15 protein-coding genes are annotated in these 16,596 nt (G+C 66.1%); 11 read left to right on the top strand and 4 right to left on the bottom strand.

The features are described 5' to 3' along the window. The first annotated feature begins 5 nt into the window (after nucleotides 1–5). The 6 genes from ABRP28_RS14600 to ABRP28_RS14575 all read left to right on the top strand — a co-directional run bounded on the left by ABRP28_RS14600 (nucleotide 6) and on the right by ABRP28_RS14575 (nucleotide 7,346). Nucleotides 6–2,132, top strand: a complete 2,127-nt coding sequence (locus ABRP28_RS14600; RefSeq protein WP_350003618.1) for a PTS mannitol transporter subunit IICBA — start codon at nucleotides 6–8, stop codon at nucleotides 2,130–2,132. Continuing rightward, nucleotides 2,132–3,295 (top strand): mannitol-1-phosphate 5-dehydrogenase, encoded by a 1,164-nt coding sequence (locus ABRP28_RS14595; protein WP_350003619.1) that lies wholly within the window; start codon nucleotides 2,132–2,134, stop codon nucleotides 3,293–3,295. Before ABRP28_RS14600 ends, ABRP28_RS14595 begins: the two co-directional genes overlap by 1 nt. A 239-nt stretch (nucleotides 3,296–3,534) precedes the next feature. After that, the gene (locus ABRP28_RS14590; RefSeq protein ID WP_350003620.1) at nucleotides 3,535–4,482 is read left to right on the top strand and encodes a siderophore ABC transporter substrate-binding protein; all 948 of its coding nucleotides are present in this window, start codon (nucleotides 3,535–3,537) and stop codon (nucleotides 4,480–4,482) included. Between the two features lie 24 nt (nucleotides 4,483–4,506). After that, the gene (locus tag ABRP28_RS14585; RefSeq protein ID WP_350003621.1) at nucleotides 4,507–5,514 is read left to right on the top strand and encodes an ABC transporter permease; all 1,008 of its coding nucleotides are present in this window, start codon (nucleotides 4,507–4,509) and stop codon (nucleotides 5,512–5,514) included. Then, nucleotides 5,507–6,553, top strand: coding sequence for an iron chelate uptake ABC transporter family permease subunit (locus tag ABRP28_RS14580; RefSeq protein WP_350003622.1), 1,047 nt, complete (start codon nucleotides 5,507–5,509; stop codon nucleotides 6,551–6,553). Before ABRP28_RS14585 ends, ABRP28_RS14580 begins: the two co-directional genes overlap by 8 nt. A 34-nt stretch (nucleotides 6,554–6,587) precedes the next feature. Beyond that, complete coding sequence (locus ABRP28_RS14575; RefSeq protein WP_350003623.1) at nucleotides 6,588–7,346, top strand: ATP-binding cassette domain-containing protein; 759 nt, start codon at nucleotides 6,588–6,590, stop codon at nucleotides 7,344–7,346. Here the strand turns inward: ABRP28_RS14575 and ABRP28_RS14570 are convergent. Further along, entirely contained in the window at nucleotides 7,334–7,618 is a 285-nt protein-coding gene (locus ABRP28_RS14570) for a hypothetical protein (RefSeq protein ID WP_350003624.1), read from the bottom strand. The genes ABRP28_RS14575 and ABRP28_RS14570 overlap by 13 nt on opposite strands. A 122-nt stretch (nucleotides 7,619–7,740) precedes the next feature. Here ABRP28_RS14570 and ABRP28_RS14565 point away from each other — a divergent pair, with 122 nt between their 5' ends. Beyond that, complete coding sequence (locus tag ABRP28_RS14565; RefSeq protein WP_350003625.1) at nucleotides 7,741–8,262, top strand: GNAT family N-acetyltransferase; 522 nt, start codon at nucleotides 7,741–7,743, stop codon at nucleotides 8,260–8,262. Nucleotides 8,263–8,396: 134 nt separating this feature from the next. Here the strand turns inward: ABRP28_RS14565 and ABRP28_RS14560 are convergent, their stop codons facing one another. The 3 genes from ABRP28_RS14560 to rraA form a co-directional block, all read right to left on the bottom strand. After that, the gene (locus ABRP28_RS14560) at nucleotides 8,397–9,833 is read right to left on the bottom strand and encodes a sugar porter family MFS transporter (protein ID WP_350003626.1); all 1,437 of its coding nucleotides are present in this window, start codon (nucleotides 9,831–9,833) and stop codon (nucleotides 8,397–8,399) included. A 212-nt stretch (nucleotides 9,834–10,045) separates the two neighbouring features. Next, nucleotides 10,046–11,698 carry an MDR family MFS transporter gene (locus ABRP28_RS14555; RefSeq protein WP_350003627.1) on the bottom strand — a complete coding sequence of 551 codons (1,653 nt, stop codon included), beginning with the start codon at nucleotides 11,696–11,698 and terminating at the stop codon, nucleotides 10,046–10,048. Between the two features lie 105 nt (nucleotides 11,699–11,803). Continuing rightward, complete coding sequence (rraA, locus tag ABRP28_RS14550) at nucleotides 11,804–12,304, bottom strand: ribonuclease E activity regulator RraA (RefSeq protein WP_350003670.1); 501 nt, start codon at nucleotides 12,302–12,304, stop codon at nucleotides 11,804–11,806. Between the two features lie 119 nt (nucleotides 12,305–12,423). Between rraA and ABRP28_RS14545 the strand changes: the two genes are divergently transcribed. The 4 genes from ABRP28_RS14545 to ABRP28_RS14530 all read left to right on the top strand — a co-directional run bounded on the left by ABRP28_RS14545 (nucleotide 12,424) and on the right by ABRP28_RS14530 (nucleotide 16,555). Beyond that, on the top strand, nucleotides 12,424–13,728 hold the full coding sequence (locus ABRP28_RS14545) for an MFS transporter (protein WP_350003628.1): 1,305 nt from the start codon (nucleotides 12,424–12,426) through the stop codon (nucleotides 13,726–13,728). A 138-nt stretch (nucleotides 13,729–13,866) separates the two neighbouring features. Next, on the top strand, nucleotides 13,867–14,475 hold the full coding sequence (locus ABRP28_RS14540) for a TetR/AcrR family transcriptional regulator (RefSeq protein ID WP_350003629.1): 609 nt from the start codon (nucleotides 13,867–13,869) through the stop codon (nucleotides 14,473–14,475). 279 nt (nucleotides 14,476–14,754) lie between these two features. Beyond that, nucleotides 14,755–15,954 carry an NADP-dependent malic enzyme gene (locus tag ABRP28_RS14535; RefSeq protein ID WP_350003630.1) on the top strand — a complete coding sequence of 400 codons (1,200 nt, stop codon included), beginning with the start codon at nucleotides 14,755–14,757 and terminating at the stop codon, nucleotides 15,952–15,954. Nucleotides 15,955–16,051: 97 nt separating this feature from the next. After that, the gene (locus tag ABRP28_RS14530; RefSeq protein ID WP_350003631.1) at nucleotides 16,052–16,555 is read left to right on the top strand and encodes a DUF456 domain-containing protein; all 504 of its coding nucleotides are present in this window, start codon (nucleotides 16,052–16,054) and stop codon (nucleotides 16,553–16,555) included. Nucleotides 16,556–16,596 lie beyond the last annotated feature (41 nt).

Raw genomic sequence — 16,596 nt, 5'->3', positions numbered from 1 at the left:
ATCACATGGCAACAGAGACAGTTGCAAAACCCCGCACCAGCGCGCGCGTGCACGTCCAAAAGTTCGGGACGTTCCTGTCCGGCATGATCATGCCAAACATCGGCGCCTTTATTGCTTGGGGACTCATTACCGCGCTGTTCATCGAGAAGGGCTGGCTGCCTGTTCCGCAGCTGGGCGGCTTCGGCGAGACGGACGGCGTGGCAAACACTGGCCTGGTAGGCCCGATGATCACCTACCTCCTGCCGCTCCTGATCGCCTACACCGGCGGCAGGATGGTCTATGACGTCCGCGGCGGCGTTGTCGGCGCCATCGGCACCATGGGCGTGATTGTGGGTGCCGGCATCCCCATGTTCATCGGTGCCATGATCATGGGCCCGCTGGGCGGCTGGACCATGAAGAAGATCGATTCGATCTGGGACGGCAAAATCCGGCCCGGGTTCGAGATGCTCATCAACAACTTTTCGGCGGGCATCTGGGGAGCGCTGCTGGCACTGCTCGGTTTCTACGGCATTGCCCCGGTGGTTACGGCCTTCAGTGAGGGCGCCGGCAGGGTGGTCCAGTTCCTGGTGGACAACGGCCTGCTGCCGCTCACCAGCATCTTCATCGAGCCGGCCAAGGTGCTCTTCCTGAATAACGCCATCAACCACGGCGTGCTCACCCCCTTGGGCGTCCAGCAGTCATTGGAGCAGGGCAAGTCCATCCTGTTCCTGCTTGAGGCCAACCCGGGCCCCGGCCTGGGCATCCTGCTCGCCTATATGTTCTTTGGCCGCGGCGCCGCCAAGGCATCCGCTCCCGGTGCCGCCATTATCCACTTCCTGGGCGGCATCCACGAGATCTACTTCCCCTACGTTTTGATGCGCCCGCTCCTGATCCTCGCCGCCATCGCCGGCGGCATGACGGGCATCGCCACCCTGGCCATCACCGGTTCGGGCCTGGTGGCGCCGGCCGCCCCCGGTTCCATCTTCGCCGTGCTCGCCCAGACCTCCAGGGACAGCTACATCGGAGTGATCCTCGCAGTCCTGCTGGCGACGGCCGCATCGTTTGTTGTGGCCTCGATCATCATGAAGACCACCAAACACAGCGATGAGGGCGACTTGAGCGCTGCCACTTCCAGGATGGAGCAGATGAAGGGCAAGAAGAGCTCCGTCTCCTCCACCCTGACGGGTGCAGGTGCAGGTGCTGCCGCCGCGGGCGGCGGTGTTGGCGTCCTGGCAGGACCGGTCCGCAACATCGTCTTCGCGTGCGACGCCGGCATGGGCTCCAGTGCCATGGGCGCCTCAGTGCTGCGCAACAAGATCAAGGCTGCCGGGTTCCCGGAGGTCAAGGTCACCAACGCGGCCATCGCCAACCTTCGCGACGACTACGACGTCGTCATTACCCACCAGGACCTGACGGAACGGGCCAAGCCCGCCACATCCAGCGCCGTCCACTACTCCGTTGACAACTTCATGAGCAGCCCCCGCTACGACGAAATCGTGGAACTGGTCAGGGAGAGCAACACCGAGGGTGCCGTGGCAGCGGAAGGTCCGGACGCCGGTGCGGGAACGCCCGGCGGCGCATCCGCTGCCGGCCCGGCAACGGCGGCTGCGGCAGGAGCTTCTGCCGGTGCCGCCGCTTCCCGCGGCGCCCACGCTGCGGACGCTCCCGCGGACGCGGCTCCAGCAGCCGGCACGGCCGGTACGCAGGGAACTGCCGGCGCACCCGAGATCCTGGCGCGTGAAAGCGTGGTGCTGGACGGTTCCGCGACAACCCGCGATGCCGCGATCGACGAGGCCGGCAGGCTGCTGCTGGCGCGCGGCGCCGTGGACGAGGGCTACATTGCCGCCATGCACGAGCGCGAGGAATCAGTGTCTACGTACATGGGCAGCTTCCTGGCCATCCCGCACGGAACAAATGCCGCCAAGGACCACATCCGGAAGTCCGCGGTATCCGTGATCCGTTACCCCCAGGGGATCGACTGGAACGGCAAGCAGGTCAAGTTCGTGGTGGGCGTTGCAGGGGTCAACAACGAGCACCTGCACATCCTGTCCTCCATCGCCAAGGTCTTCACCAGCAAGGAGCAGGTTGCCCGGCTGGAGGCGGCCACCTCGGTGGATGAAGTCCTGGAACTCTTCGGAAAGGTCAACTCATAGTGAAGGCTGTTCATTTCGGGGCCGGGAACATCGGACGTGGCTTTGTGGGACTGCTCCTGCACGATGCCGGGTATGAGGTGGTGTTCGCCGACGTGGCGGAGGACCTCATTGCCCGCCTTGCAGCGGCGGACAGCTACGCCGTGCATGAGGTGGGGGAGAACCCTGCGGTCCGGACGGTCAATAATTTCCGGGCGCTGAATTCCACCACGCAGGAAGAGGAGCTCATCGCAGAGATTGCGACGGCGGACATCGTCACCACGGCCGTGGGGCCCCACATCCTGAAGTTCGTTGCCCCTGCCATCGCCAAGGGCATTGCGGCGAGGGACACGAACCTGGCCCCGCTGCAGGTCATGGCCTGCGAGAACGCCATCAACGCCACGGACATCCTGGCCAAGGAGGTGGCCTCCCAGCCGGGGGCTGCCGCCAGTGCGCTGGACGGGAAAGCCGTGTTCGCCAACACCGCCGTGGACCGGATCGTGCCCAACCAGGAGCCCGGGCAGGGCCTGGACGTCACCGTGGAGACGTTCTACGAATGGGTCATCGACCGCACCGCCTTTGCGGGGGCGGAACCGGTCATCCCGGGTGCCACGTTCGTTGACGACCTCTCGCCGTACATTGAGCGGAAGCTGTTCACGGTGAACACCGGCCATGCGTCTGCGGCCTACTTCGGGTTCGAGGCGGGCCTGGAGAAGATCTCCGAGGCCATGGCAGACCAGGACGTGGCCGAGGACGTGCGGGCGGTGCTGGAGGAGACCAAGCAGCTGCTGGTCACCAAGCATGGTTTCAGTAATGACGAACAGGAAGCCTATGTCCAGAAGATCCTGGTCCGGTTCTCCAACCCGTACCTGCCTGACACGGTGAACCGGGTGGGCCGCGCGCCCCTGCGGAAGCTGAGCCGGCATGAGCGGTTCATCGGGCCGGCCGCCGAGCTGGCGGAGCGGGGCATTGTGCCGGAGGCGCTCCTGGGCGCCATCGCCGCGGCCCTGCGCTTCACCGATCCGGCGGACGCCGAGGCAACCGAGCTGGCCGGGATCCTGGCCTCCTCCAGCCCCGCGGACGCCACGGCCCGCATCACCGGCCTGGAACCGGACCACCCGCTGTTCAACGCGCTGGCCACCCTGGTGGAGGAGCGGCAGGCGGAGGTGGCCAAAGCCCCGGCCTAAACGCTCTCGCACATCCTGCGGCTTTTTTGGCAGCGCTCCCGAAGTTGAGGCGGTTTTTCCCCAGCCCCTCCTGCAACCACGACGCCGGCACTCACCGTAGTGCCGGCGTCGTGCGTTGTGATGTCCCCCACTTGTGACGGAATACGGCCCCTCCCGCTTTGAAGTTAGCCTTCCCTTACTTATAGGCTCTGGGCTATTAGACAACGAAGTTGTGACGTATTATCCGAGCGGAGAAAAAAGTGAAGAAAAGGCTGTCGAGCTACCTGGGGGCACTTGCGGCGGGAGCGGCGCTGCTGGCCGTCACCGCATGCGGCGGAAGCGCGACGGCAACGCCTGCTGACGAGGCAGCCACCATCACCGTGGAGCACGCCCAGGGCACCACGGACAACGTACCGGTCAACCCGGAGAAGGTCTTCACGTTCGATCTCGGCGTCCTGGACACCCTGGACGCGCTGGGCGTTGAACCTGCTGGCGTGCCGGAGGCGGCATACCCGGAGGCACTCAGCAAGTACGCCGACGAGAAGTACACCAAGATCGGTTCCCTGAAGGAGCCGGACTTCGAGGCCGTCAGCGCCGGCGACCCGGACCTCATCATCATCTCCGGCCGGACCGCCGGCGCCTATGAGGAACTAAGCAAGATCGCCCCCACCATCGACCTGTCCATCGATGCGGCCGCGCCGATGGAAAGCTTCAAGGAGCAGACCGGGAAGCTGGGAACCATCTTCGGCAAGTCAACCGAGGTGGAGGAGAAGCTGGCCGCCGTGGACTTGACCGTCACTGAAACCAAGGCGAAGGCAGCCAGCGCCGGCAAGGGCCTCATTGTCCTGACCTCGGGAGGGGAAGTCACCGCGTACGGCGCGGGTTCCCGGTTCGGCATCATTCACGATGTCCTGGGCGTCCCCACCGCGGCTGATGTCAAGGTCGAAGGCAGCCACGGCGAGGCTGTGTCCTTTGAGTACATCAAGCAGGTCAATCCGGACATCCTGTACGTCATCAACCGCGACACCGCGGTGGGCACCGAAGGCTCGGCCGCCAACCCCATCCTGGACAACGAACTCGTCCAGTCCACCAACGCCGCAAAGAACAACAAAGTCATCAACCTCGACCCTGCCGGCTGGTACATCGTGGGCTACGGCCTGAACAACGTCAAGGCCATGGTTGACGCCGTCGCCGGCTCCGTGGCCTAACACAGCCCGCCAGGCTCCAAGCCCATGACCCTCACCGCCGTACACCCGCTTGCGCCGGCCGTCCGCAGCCAGGCCCGGCGCGGTGCAGGCCTGGCTGCGGCCGGAGTTGCCGTCCTTGCCCTCGCGGCAGCCAGCATGTTTGTTGGGGTTAGCGACGTCTCGCTTCCGGCCCTGCTGGCCGGGGACGCTGCCGCCAGGGATGTCTTCTGGATCTCCCGCGTTCCCCGGACCCTCGCTGTGGTCCTGGCCGGGATGGCGGTGGCGGTGGCCGGCCTCATCATGCAGCTCATGGCCCGCAACCGCTTTGTGGAGCCGTCCACCGTAGGGACGGTCGAATCGGCCACCCTGGGGATCCTGGTGGTCACGGTCTTTGCCCCGCAGGCACCGGTGCTGGTGAAGATGCTGGTGGCCAGCGCCTTCGCGCTGCTGGGGACTGCGCTGTTCCTGGCCATCCTGCGGCGCCTGCCGGCCCGCAACACCCTGCTGATCCCACTGGTTGGCATCATGCTGGGCGGTGTGATTGCGGCTGTCACCACCTTCTTTGCCTACCGCTATGATCTGCTGCAGACCCTGGGCAACTGGATGATCGGCGACTTCTCAGGTGTCCTCCGCGGCCGCTACGAACTGCTGTGGATTGTCGCCGGCCTGATGCTGCTGGGACTGCTGGCCGCGGACCGTTTCACAGTGGCCGGGATGGGACAGGACTTCACCACCAACCTGGGCCTGAACTATGGCCGGACGATGCGGCTGGGACTCATCATCGTCTCGCTGATCTCAGCCGTGGTGGTCACAACGGTGGGCGCAGTGCCTTTCCTTGGACTCGTGGTGCCCAACATCGTGTCCCTCATCTTCGGGGACAACCTGCGCCGCGCGGTTCCCTGGACAGCTTTGTTCGGCGCCGCGTTCGTGCTTGTCTGCGACATCCTCGGCCGCACCATCCGCTACCCCTACGAGGTCCCCGTGGGCATGGTGATGTCCGTGCTGGGCGCTGTCCTCTTCCTCGTCCTGATCCTGAGGAAACGCAATGCCTGACAGCACAGCGCTTTGGCCGCAGGTGGAGCGACCGCCCGCCCGCCAGCGGCTGTCCGCGCTTCCCTGGAAGCTCAAAACCGCCGTCCGCAGCGCCCCGCCACAGCTGGTGGCGGGCATCCTGCTCGCGGTGACTGCCGCCGTCGTCTGCTTCTTCCTGTTCTTCGACCTGAAGGGCAGCGTGGGCTACATCCTGCCGCGCCGCGCCATCAAGGTGGCTGCCATGCTGCTGGTGGCCGTTGCCGTGGGCGTATCCACGCTCCTGTTCCAGACCGTTACCGCCAACCGCATCCTGACGCCGTCCATCATGGGCTTCGACTCGCTGTACATCCTGGTGCAGACAGTCCTGGCGTTCGCCCTGGGAGCCGCCGCCGTGGTGGCCGCCCCTCCCACGCTGCAGTTCGGCGTCGAAGTGCTGCTGATGGTGGTGTTCAGCGCACTGCTGTACCGCTGGATGTTCACGGGTGCCACCAGGTCGCTGCACCTGCTCCTGCTGGTGGGGGTGGTCCTCGGCAGCCTCTTCCGCGGCCTGTCCTCCCTGCTGCAACGGCTCATGGAGCCCAGCGAGTTCATCATCCTCCAGGACCTGTTCTTTGCAAGCTTCAACAACGTGGACCCGGCGCTGCTGGGCGTCTCGGCAGGGATCGTGGCGGTTGTCTGTGCCGTGGTGTGGCGCGCCCGGCACACCCTGGATGTGCTGGCGCTGGGACGGGACGTTGCCATCAACGTGGGCGTGGACCACCGGAAGGTGGTGATGCGCGTGCTGCTGGGATGCTCGCTGCTCGTGGCAGTGTCCACCGCGCTGGTGGGTCCCGTCACCTTCTTCGGGCTGCTGGTGGTGAGCCTGGGCTACCAGGTGTGCCGCGGGTTCAGCCATTCCTGGCTGCTGCCCATCGTAGTGCTGATCGGCGCCGTTGCCCTGGTGGGCGGGCAGCTGCTCCTGGAGCAGGTGTTCGGCTTCAGCACCGCCCTCAGCGTGGTCATCGAGTTCACAGGCGGCATCCTGTTCCTCTACCTCCTTTTGAAAGGCTCCCTGAAATGACCCGTCCCCATCCCGGCGCCGCGGGGGCCCCGCAATGATTGAGGTCCGGAACGTCTCCAAGAGCTACGGCGGCCAGCCCGTCCTGGAGGCCGTCAGCTGCGTCATCCCCGCGGGCGGGATCACCTCCATCATCGGCCCCAACGGAGCCGGAAAGTCCACCCTGCTCTCGCTGATCAGTAGGCTCCAGCCGCTCGAATCCGGTTCCGTATCCGTGGCAGGCCTGGACATCGCCGCAACGGACAGCCGGGAACTCGCCCGAACCATGGCCATCCTGCGGCAGGAGAACCACCTCACCATGCGCCTCACAGTCCGGGACCTCGTGGCCTTCGGCCGGTTCCCGCACTCCGGCGGCCGGCCCACGGTAGAGGACCTTGCCAAGGTGGAAGAGGCCATCGCGCACCTTGACCTGACGCCCATGGCGGACAAGTTCGTGGACGAACTCTCGGGCGGCCAGCGCCAGCGGGCCTTCATTGCGATGGTGCTCGCGCAGGACACCCGCTACCTGCTGCTTGATGAGCCTCTAAACAACCTGGACATGAAGCACTCGGTGGAGATGATGCGGCTCCTGCGCCGGCTGGCCGATGAGTTCGGGAAGACAATCGTCCTGGTGGTCCACGACATCAACTTCGCGTCCTGCTACTCGGACACCATCCTGGCCATGAAGGACGGGCGGCTGGTCCACCAGGGCAGCCCCCGCCAGATCATGCAGCAGGCCATGCTCCGCGACGTCTACGACATCGACATCCGCATCGAGGACATCGACGGCAACCGGATCGGCGTCTACTTCGCCTGACCAGGCGCTGCCGTCCCGCTGAGCACTGAGGCCAGGTGCCGCATCACCAGGGAGGCGGCTATCAACGCCGCGGACAACGGCAGGAAGAACAGCGTGACCAGCTGGAATGCCACGCTGAGGCCCGCGCCCACAGCCTGCGAGTAGGACGGACCCAACTGCAGCGACTGCATGATCTGGGGTGCGAGGATGACCGCGAAGGCGCCAACCACTCCAACAATGATTCCCGCCCGCAGGGTTTTCCCCGGCAAGCCTGACGCTGTCTTCTGATCCATCACGGACCTCCCCCAATTAGGCCATGCACTCCAACACTGGTCCCCAGCCAAGCATGGGGCGCGGCGGATCACAAGGAATCCACGCTCCCGGCCCCGGGCAGCCGGCGTGGAATGCTGGAGGGATGATCCGCAACCCTGGTGCACCGCCCTTTTTGATGACGGCCGACGTCGACGGCGGGACTTTCCGGCTCCGCCCCGCCGTGCGCGGGGACCTGCCTGCCATCGTGCGGCTCCTCGCGGATGATTCCATGGGTGCCGGGCGGGAGCGCCAAGGGGATATGGAACCCTACAAGCGGGCCTTTGAAGCGATCGACGCCGACCCCTGCCACCTGCTCGTCGTGGGGGAGGTGGCGCCGCAAGGAGCAGTTGACGGTCCTGTGGTGGCTACCTTCCAGCTCAGCTTCCTGCCCGGCATCTCGCGGCACGGTGCGTGGCGCTCGCAGATCGAAGGAGTGCGGGTGGCGGCCAGTGTCCGGGGCCAGGGCATTGGCAACCGCATGATGCAGTGGGCCATCGACGAGTCCCGCCGCCGCGGCTGCACGCTGATGCAGCTGACCACCCACAAATCGCGGACTGCGGCGCACCGCTTCTACGAGCGGCTCGGCTTCGCCGCGGACCATGAAGGCATGAAGCTTCCGCTCTGATTGCGCTGCCGCGCCCTGTGCCCGGGAATGCGTAAACCCTCCCGCACAAGAACAAGTGAAGGAGGGCTTACGGTTTACCGGCAGTAAGTGAAGGAGCGTCGGGGAAATCCGGCAGTAAGTGAAGGAGCGTTGCCCTACGCGGCGGAGCCCTTGCGCACGAACAGCGTTTCGGCCTGCTCCAGGGACATCCCGTTGGTCTCGGGGACCTTGAACATCACGAAGAAGAAGGACGCCGCGGCAAACAGGGCGTACATGGCGTAGGTCAGCGGCAGCGAGCCGGCGGCCATCACGGGGAAGCTGAGCGTGATCACGAAGTTCGCCACCCACTGGGCCGCCGCAGCCAGGCCCAGGGCGCGGGCGCGGATACGGGACGGGAAGATCTCACCCAGCAGGACCCACACCAGCGGACCCCACGAGGCGCCAAAGCTGACCACAAAGACGTTGGCCGCCACCAGCGCCACCGGACCCCACACGCCGGGCAGGGAAATCTCGTCACCGGAACCCACGGCCGTGGAGAAGGCCAGGGCCATGGCACCCAGGGATACCGCCATGCCCACGGAACCGGCAAGCAGGATGGGCCGGCGGCCGATGCGGTCCACCAGGGCAATCGCCACCAGCGTGACCAGGATGTTGGTGACGGACGTGGCCACGGAGATGGTGAGGGAGTCCTTCTCCTGGAAGCCCACGGCCTTCCAGAGGGTGGTGGAGTAGTAGAAGATCACGTTGATGCCCACGAATTGCTGCAGGACGGACAGGGTGATGCCCACCCATACCACTGCCTGCAGGCCGAACGTCTTGCCGCGCACCGAGCCTTTCTGGCCGGCCAGTTTGTCCTCTTCGATGGCGTCCCGGATCTCGCGGATGTGCCGGTCCGTTTCGCCGGCGGGGACGATGGAATCGAACACTTTCCGGGCTTCGTCTTCCTTGCCCTGGAACACCAGGAACCGCGGAGACTCGGGAAGGGTAAAAGCGATCCAGCCGTACACCACCGCGGGCAGGGCTCCGGCCAGGAACATCCAGCGCCAGGCCTCGATCCCCAGCCAGTAGGCCTGGTCGGCGCCGCCGGCGCCGGTTGCCAGGAGCGCGTCGGAGAGCAGCGCCGCAAAGATACCGGTGGTGATGGCCAGCTGCTGCAGCGAGGCCAGCCGGCCGCGGACGTGCCGCGGCGAAATCTCGGAGATGTAGGCCGGGGCAATGACCGAGGCGAGGCCGATCCCCAGGCCGCCCACCAGGCGCCAGAAGACCAGGTCCCAGACGCCGAAGGCGAAGCCCGTGCCCAGGGCGCTCACCAGGAAGAGCAGCGCGCCCAGCTTCATGGCGGGGATGCGCCCGTAGTGGTCTGCCACCTTGCCCGCGAGGTAGGCGCCCGCAGCGCAGCCAAGCAGCGCGACGGCCACCGCGAAGCCGGTTACGGCCTCGGAGAGTGCGAACTCGTCCTTCATCGCGTCCACGGCGCCGTTGACCACCGACGAGTCAAAGCCGAACAGGAATCCGCCCACCGCGCCCGCGAGCGCCAGCCAGATCACGCGCTGCGGTATTTGGGCGGTTGTCTGCTCCTGTGCAGTGGGCATGGGTCTCCCTTGGTCTGGGTTTTGGTGGATGCGGTGCGGACGTCGTCGGCTGCGGAACCGGCCCTGGGCCGGCGCACACGCGTTACACAGTGTTCCATGCCACGGGGCGCCATTCCAGTCGGGTGCTGGCTGCGGGGCCGCTTGTCCGCAAACAGGGGACGACGGCGGCGTAGCGGGCCGCCGTCGTCGTCCTTCAGGGGTGGCGGGGCGGCTTAGTGGGCCGGCACCGTTTCCTGGGAGGCCGCCTTGGGATCCGTGAGCTTCTTGTTGGGCAGCGCGAAACTGATCAGGAACGCGATGCCGGTGAGCACGGCCGCGGTGAGCATGACGGCGTCGATGGCGTAGGCGAAGCCCTCCGTGATGGGGCGCGTCAGGGTGCTGTTGGCGGTGTGGAGCCAGCTGGTGTCATTAAGGGAATCATTGGACGCGCCGTTCTGGAAGAACTCGTACAGCTTGGCGTTGGCGGGGTCCGTTGCCACAGCCGGGTCCTGCAGGACCGCCTGGTACTCCGGACTTCCCATCGCAGCCGTCATGGTGTCGGCAATCCGGGCGGCCGCCAGGCTGAACAGCATGGAAATGAACACTGCGGTGCCAACGGCGCCGCCCATGGAGCGGAAGAATGCGGCCGATGACGTGCCCACGCCCATGTCCCGGCGTGGCACGGACACCTGCATGGCCAGGGTGAGCGGCTGCATGCAGAAGCCCAGGCCCATTCCGAAGAACACCGCGATCACGCCGGGAACCCAGAGGCCAGTGTCCACGCCCAGGGACAGCCCCATGGCGGTGGCGGCCGCGGTGAGGATGGCCGTGCCCATGATGGGGAAGATCCGGTACGTGCCGGACGCCGAGATGGTGCGGCCTGCCGTGATGGAGCCGGTGAGGATTCCTACGGTGAAGGTGATCATCATCAGGCCTGCTTCCGTGGGCGTGAGGCCCTTGACCAGCTGCAGGTACAGCGGGAGCATGGCAATGGCACCGAACATGCCGATGCCGATGATGAAGTTCAGCAGCGAGGACAGGCCGAACGTCATATTCCGGAAGAGGCGCAGGGGAATGAGGGCGTAGTCGCCGGCCCGCTTCTCGGCCAGCAGGAACCAGGCGATGCCCGCCACGCCCAGGCCGTAGCAGAGGAAGGAGTTGAAGGACGTCCAGCCCCAGCTGCGGCCCTGCTCCGCCACCAGCAGCAGCGGAACGATGGCCAGCGTGATGGCCGCGGCGCCGAAGTAGTCGATCTTCTGCTTCACGTGCTTGGCCGGCAGGTGCAGGAACAGGAACACCACGGCGAGCGCGGCCAGGCCGATGGGCAGGTTGATGAAGAACACCCAGCGCCAGCCCTCAAAACCCAGGATGTTGGCGGAACCGGCGAACGCGCCGCCCACCACGGGGCCCAATACGGAGGAGATGCCGAATACGGACATGAAGTAGCCCTGGTACTTCGCCCGGTCCTTGAGCGAGACGATGTCGCCGATGATGGTCAGCGCGAGTGCGAGCAGGCCGCCCGCCCCAAGCCCCTGGACGCCGCGGGCCAGCGCCAGTTCGGTCATGGAGTGGACCGACCCTGCGTACAGGGAGCCCACCAGGAAGATCACGATGGCGGTCAGGTACAGCGGGCGGCGGCCGAAGATGTCGCTTAGCTTGCCATACAGCGGTGTGCTGACCGTTGAGGTGATCAGGTAGGCAGTGGTTGCCCAGGCCTGGAGCGAGAGCCCGTCCAGGTCGTTGGCGATGGTGTAGATGGACGTGGACACAATGGTCTGGTCCAGCGATGCCAGGAACATGCCCAGCATCAGGCCCACCATCACGGTGACAATCTGGCGCCGTGTCAGGGTTTCTCCGGCGGCGCGCGCGGCAGGTGCGGTGGGCATGGGTACTCCAGGGGAAGGAAAGGGATCACGCAATGATAGTTGCTTTCAGTAACTATCGCATGCCCAGTCCTATTCCTCCCGCGGGGAAACTTTTCCCGCCCGAGGCTACCGCTCCACGAGGATCCCGTCCGGGTCGCACCAGATCATGCACCCGGGACGGATGGCCACGCCGTCGATCAGCACATCCACATCCACCTCGCCGGCGCCGGCCTTGGCGCTCTTGCGGGGGTTGCTGCCCAGGGCCTTCACGCCAAGGTCCAGGGCGGCAATTGCCTCGCGGTCGCGGATCGCCCCGTTGATAACGACGCCGGCCCAGCCGTTTGCCACGGCGCTCTCCGCGATCATGTCCCCCATCAGGGCCGTGCCCAGGGAACCGCCGCCGTCCACCACCAGTACCTTGCCGTTGCCGGGCGTGGCCAGCGTGGACTTCACCAGGGCGTTGTCCTGGAAGCAGCGGATGGTACGTGCCTGTCCGCTGAAATGGGAGCGGCCACCCAGGGACTGGAACTGCAGTGATACGGACGCCAGTTCGTCTCCGCGTTCGTCATACAGGTCCGCCGTGTTGACGGCGGCGATGCCCTCCGCCGGCGTTGACGCTGCGCTCATGGTGTTCTCCTCGATGCTCGTGGCCGTCCTGATGCCCGCCGCCGTCATACCCGGCGGGGCGGTACCGCCCACGATAGTCTGACTCCGTCGCCATTTAGCCGCAGCCGGGGGAACACGTCATGAGTCTGTCCGATACGCCCGCACCCCTTGACCCCGCACGCCAGGGCCACGGGGCCAGTCTGCAGGGCGGTGCGACGGCGGCACTCGCCGAACCAACGCGGAAGGTCACCGCACGGTGGGTGACCGGGCTGGTCCTGGTGAACGTGGGCATCAACGCCGCGTTCTTCGGCCCCATCCAAATCTTCATCGGGCTGCAGGCCATCAGCTTCGATGAAGCGAACAAAGAAGCCATCCTGTCCCTCGCCACCGCCTGCGGAGCCGCGGTATCACTGGTGGCAAACCCGCTCTTCGGCGCCCTCTCGGACCGCACCACGTCCCGCTTTGGCCGCCGTTCGCCCTGGATACTGGCGGGTGCGGTGCTGGCAACGGCGGCCCTCCTGGGCATGTCCGGAGCGGGCACGGTGGCCCTCATGGTGCTGTTCTGGTGCCTGGTCCAGTTGGGGGCCAACGCTGCCTACGCTGCCATCACCGCCGCCGTCCCGGACAGGGTGCCTGTGCCTCAACGCGGAAAGGTGGGCGGACTGGCAGCCATGGGCCAGACGCTGGGTATCCTCTTCGGCGCGGTCTTCGGCGCAGTGGTGTCTGGCAACTTCATGGTGGGCTACTGGCTCTGCGCAGCAGCCCTTCTCCTGTCTGTGCTGCCATACCTCTTCCACCGCGATGATCCCGTGCTCCCCAAGGGCGTCCTGCCGCGCTTCCGCCTTGGGGTGTTCCTTCGGGGGTTCTGGATCAGCCCGCGGCATTACCCGGACTTTGCCTGGGCTTGGCTTACCCGCTTCCTGGTCAACGTCGGCAACCAGCTGACCATCGTCTACCTGCTCTTTTTCCTCCGGGACATCCTGAAGCATGAGAACCCGCCAGCTGGCTATTTGGTGCTCACCGGCACCTACACGCTGATGGTGATGATCACGGCCGTGGTGGCCGGTCCCTGGAGCGACAGGGTTGGCAGGCGCAAGCCGTTCGTCATCGGCTCCTCGGCCATCATCGCCATGGCGGCCCTGATCCTGGCGCTCTTCCCCGTGTGGCCTGCAGCCCTGGCGGGCGCCGCAATCCTGGGGATCGGGTTCGGGGCGTACCTGGCGGTGGACTTCGCCCTCCTGACGCAGGTCCTGCCCCTCGCATCGGACCGCGGCAAGGACATGGGCATCATCAACGTGGCCAATTCCCTACCGCAGGTGGTGGCCCCGGTGCTGGCCCTGGTTGCTGTCACATCATGGGGAGGCTACCGCTCCCTGTTCGTTACCGCTGCCGTCATCGGCCTCCTTGGCGCCGTTTTCGTGGTGAAAATCAAGAGCGTCCGCTGACTTGCGGAGGGGCAAGAACTAAGGCCGCTGACTAATTACGGCACACTGCCGTGCCGTATAGTTGAACGGGATTTGCCGGCGGTCCGGTAGGGGATGACCGTGGCTGCTGCACCATAGAAACACAACCCGGAAATGCTGATGCCAGACACCATTTCAGACCATCCGCCCATGGCCCCGAGGCCTTCAGCGCCGCGCCAGAGGCACCGCTATACCAAGATCCTGGAAGCTGCAGGCGGGTTTGCACGCAAGGGCCTGGAGTCTGTGGACATGGGTGAAGTGGCGGCGAGGGCAGACGTGCCGATGGGTACCCTCTACCGGTACTTTCCCTCCCCGGCGCACCTGATGCTCGCGCTCTACCGCCACCAGCTGGAGGAGCTCCAGGGAACCGGCCGGACCACGGCGGCCCGCTTCCGCGGCCGGGCCCTCAGCAACCTGGTGATGGAGATTTTCCATATGCGGGTGATGCAACCCGCGGTGGAGCAGTGCCTTAGCCGCGGCGTCTACCTTCCGGAGCGGGATACCACCGCCCTCCTGCGTGACATCGACTCGCTGAGCGAGGAGGCGGTTGCCGCAGCCTCCGGCGATGCCACCGCCGCACGCGTGCTGCTGCTGGCCATCACTGGTCTGGTCCACTCCGTCCGCAACCGCCGGTTGTCCCTCTTTGAGGCGGAAGAGGACCTCAAAAAGGCGTGCGCCCGTCTGGCACCGGGCCGTGAGCCCGGCTACACACTCCATCAAAGCGCGTAACAGGTCTAGACCAATTCGGCCTTAAATCAGCCATAATGCCGTGACGTGGGCCACATGCTGCGCGGATAAAACGCTTAGGCAGCAGTTTAGTGGTGTCAAGTCGCGCGCCGTCCGCTTTGGCGGGCCCTACGATTGTCCAAACGGAGCAGCGGGGACCAATCCCCCAAGCTTCCACGGGCCCGCCACCCCTGGGTATCCTGCCGCACCCTAGCCACCGCCGAGCCAACGGCTCATGCCCCACGAGCCGTGCGCCCACGGCCAGCACCAGGAGACAACGACGTGTCCATTGACGCACTTGCAGCAACCGACAATTCCGCAGCCACCGCCCTGACCGAAGCCGAGATCTTCGACGCCCACCAGGGTGGCAAGCTCTCCATCGCCAGCACCGTTCCGCTGTCCAACAAGCGGGACCTGTCCATCGCCTACACCCCCGGAGTGGCTGAGGTGAGCCGCGCCATCCATGCCAAGCCCGAACTCGCGCGCACGCTCACCTGGGCCCAGCGGCTTGTGGTGGTGGTCAGCGACGGGACAGCCGTCCTTGGCCTCGGCAACATCGGAGCCAGCGCCTCACTCCCTGTTATGGAGGGCAAGTCCGCCCTGTTCAAGACCTTCGGCGACCTCGACTCGATCCCCCTGGTCCTCAACACCACCGACGTGGACGAGATCGTGGAGACCCTGGTCCGCCTGCGACCCAGCTTCGGCGCCGTGAACCTCGAGGACATCTCCGCACCCCGCTGCTTCGAGCTCGAGGAAAAGCTCATCGAGGCGCTGGACTGCCCCGTCATGCACGATGACCAGCACGGCACTGCCGTGGTTGCCCTCGCCGCCCTGACCAACGCCGCCAAGGTAACCGGCCGCGGCCTTGAAAGCCTTCGCGTGGTGGTTTCCGGCGCAGGAGCGGCCGGCATCGCCGTCGCCGAAATCCTGCTGGCCGCCGGCATCACCGACGTCGTCCTGCTGGACTCCCGCGGCGTCATCAACAGCGCCCGCAAAGACCTTGCAGCGGACACCGCCAGCAAGAAGGCTGACATCGCCGGCCGCAGCAACCCCCGCGGCATAGAAGGCGGCCCAGCCGAGGCCCTCGCCGGAGCCGACGTCTTCATCGGCGTTTCCTCCTCCAAGCTGGACGAGGAGCACCTGAAGCTCATGAACCAGGACGCCATCGTCTTCGCGCTCTCCAACCCGGATCCTGAAGTGCTCCCCGAGGTCGCCGTGAAGTACGCCGCCGTGGTGGCCACCGGCCGCAGCGACTTCCCCAACCAGATCAACAACGTCCTGGCCTTCCCGGGGATCTTCCGCGGTGCCCTGGATGCCGGAGCCCGCCGCATCACCCCGGCCATGAAGCTCGCCGCAGCCTACGCCATCGCCGATCTTGCGGCGGAGGACCTCTCGGCGGACTACATCGTGCCCAGCCCCCTGGATCCGCGGGTTGCCCCTGCCGTGACGGCGGCGGTCGCGGCCGCCGTGGAAGCCGAGTAGCTTCCCTTCCCTGAAGGAACGTACGACGGCGGTGCCTCCCCTGCACGGGAGGCACCGCCGTCGGGGTTAAGCGGGCGCCAACCCTAGACTGGGACCCATGAACTCGGAAACCGTGGTGACCATCCTGTGCGGCCTGGCAATCCTTGTGGGCGTGGCCGGCACCGTGATTCCGGTCCTCCCCGGCAGCATCCTGATCGGCGCGGGACTGCTCGCCTGGGCCATCTGGGGCGGGGCCGGCACTGCGGGCTGGGTGGTGTTCGCGGTGGCCATGGTGTTCGTGGTGGCAGGCATGGCCGCCAGCGCTGTCCTCACCGGCAGGAAGCTCAAGGAGCACGCCATTCCGAGCCGAAGCATCGCCGTTGCCCTGATGGCGGGCGTGGTGGGCATGTTCATCATTCCCGTGGTGGGGCTTTTTGTGGGCTTTGCCGCGGGCCTGCTGCTGAGCGAATTCCTGCGCACCCGGAACATCGGCTCCGCGACAACCTCCAGCTGGGCCGCCCTCAAAGCCACCGGGCTGGGCATGCTTGCCGAGTTCGGCCTGGCCTGCCTCGCGGCCAGCACCTGGGTGATCGGCGTCTGGGTCGCCGCCGCCAACGGCTGAAAGAACTTGCGGCCTGGATGCCGCAGGGCGTAGAACGGCAC

It is taken from the genome of Pseudarthrobacter sp. WHRI 8279 (assembly GCF_040224115.2).
Classification (GTDB): Bacteria; Actinomycetota; Actinomycetes; order Actinomycetales; family Micrococcaceae; genus Arthrobacter.
This window is presented reverse-complemented; position numbering and strand designations above follow the sequence as displayed.

Bases quoted from the DNA above. Each gene is read 5' to 3' on its own strand.
- ABRP28_RS14585 (WP_350003621.1), top strand. From the start codon at position 4,507: ATGACCCTCACCGCCGTACACCCGCTTGCGCCGGCCGTCCGCAGCCAG.
- rraA (WP_350003670.1), bottom strand. From the start codon at position 12,304: ATGAGCGCAGCGTCAACGCCGGCGGAGGGCATCGCCGCCGTCAACACG.
- ABRP28_RS14540 (WP_350003629.1), top strand. From the start codon at position 13,867: ATGCCAGACACCATTTCAGACCATCCGCCCATGGCCCCGAGGCCTTCA.
- ABRP28_RS14545 (WP_350003628.1), top strand. From the start codon at position 12,424: ATGAGTCTGTCCGATACGCCCGCACCCCTTGACCCCGCACGCCAGGGC.
- ABRP28_RS14555 (WP_350003627.1), bottom strand. From the start codon at position 11,698: ATGCCCACCGCACCTGCCGCGCGCGCCGCCGGAGAAACCCTGACACGG.
- ABRP28_RS14580 (WP_350003622.1), top strand. From the start codon at position 5,507: ATGCCTGACAGCACAGCGCTTTGGCCGCAGGTGGAGCGACCGCCCGCC.
- ABRP28_RS14565 (WP_350003625.1), top strand. From the start codon at position 7,741: ATGATCCGCAACCCTGGTGCACCGCCCTTTTTGATGACGGCCGACGTC.
- ABRP28_RS14600 (WP_350003618.1), top strand. From the start codon at position 6: ATGGCAACAGAGACAGTTGCAAAACCCCGCACCAGCGCGCGCGTGCAC.
- ABRP28_RS14560 (WP_350003626.1), bottom strand. From the start codon at position 9,833: ATGCCCACTGCACAGGAGCAGACAACCGCCCAAATACCGCAGCGCGTG.
- ABRP28_RS14530 (WP_350003631.1), top strand. From the start codon at position 16,052: ATGAACTCGGAAACCGTGGTGACCATCCTGTGCGGCCTGGCAATCCTT.
- ABRP28_RS14570 (WP_350003624.1), bottom strand. From the start codon at position 7,618: ATGGATCAGAAGACAGCGTCAGGCTTGCCGGGGAAAACCCTGCGGGCG.
- ABRP28_RS14575 (WP_350003623.1), top strand. From the start codon at position 6,588: ATGATTGAGGTCCGGAACGTCTCCAAGAGCTACGGCGGCCAGCCCGTC.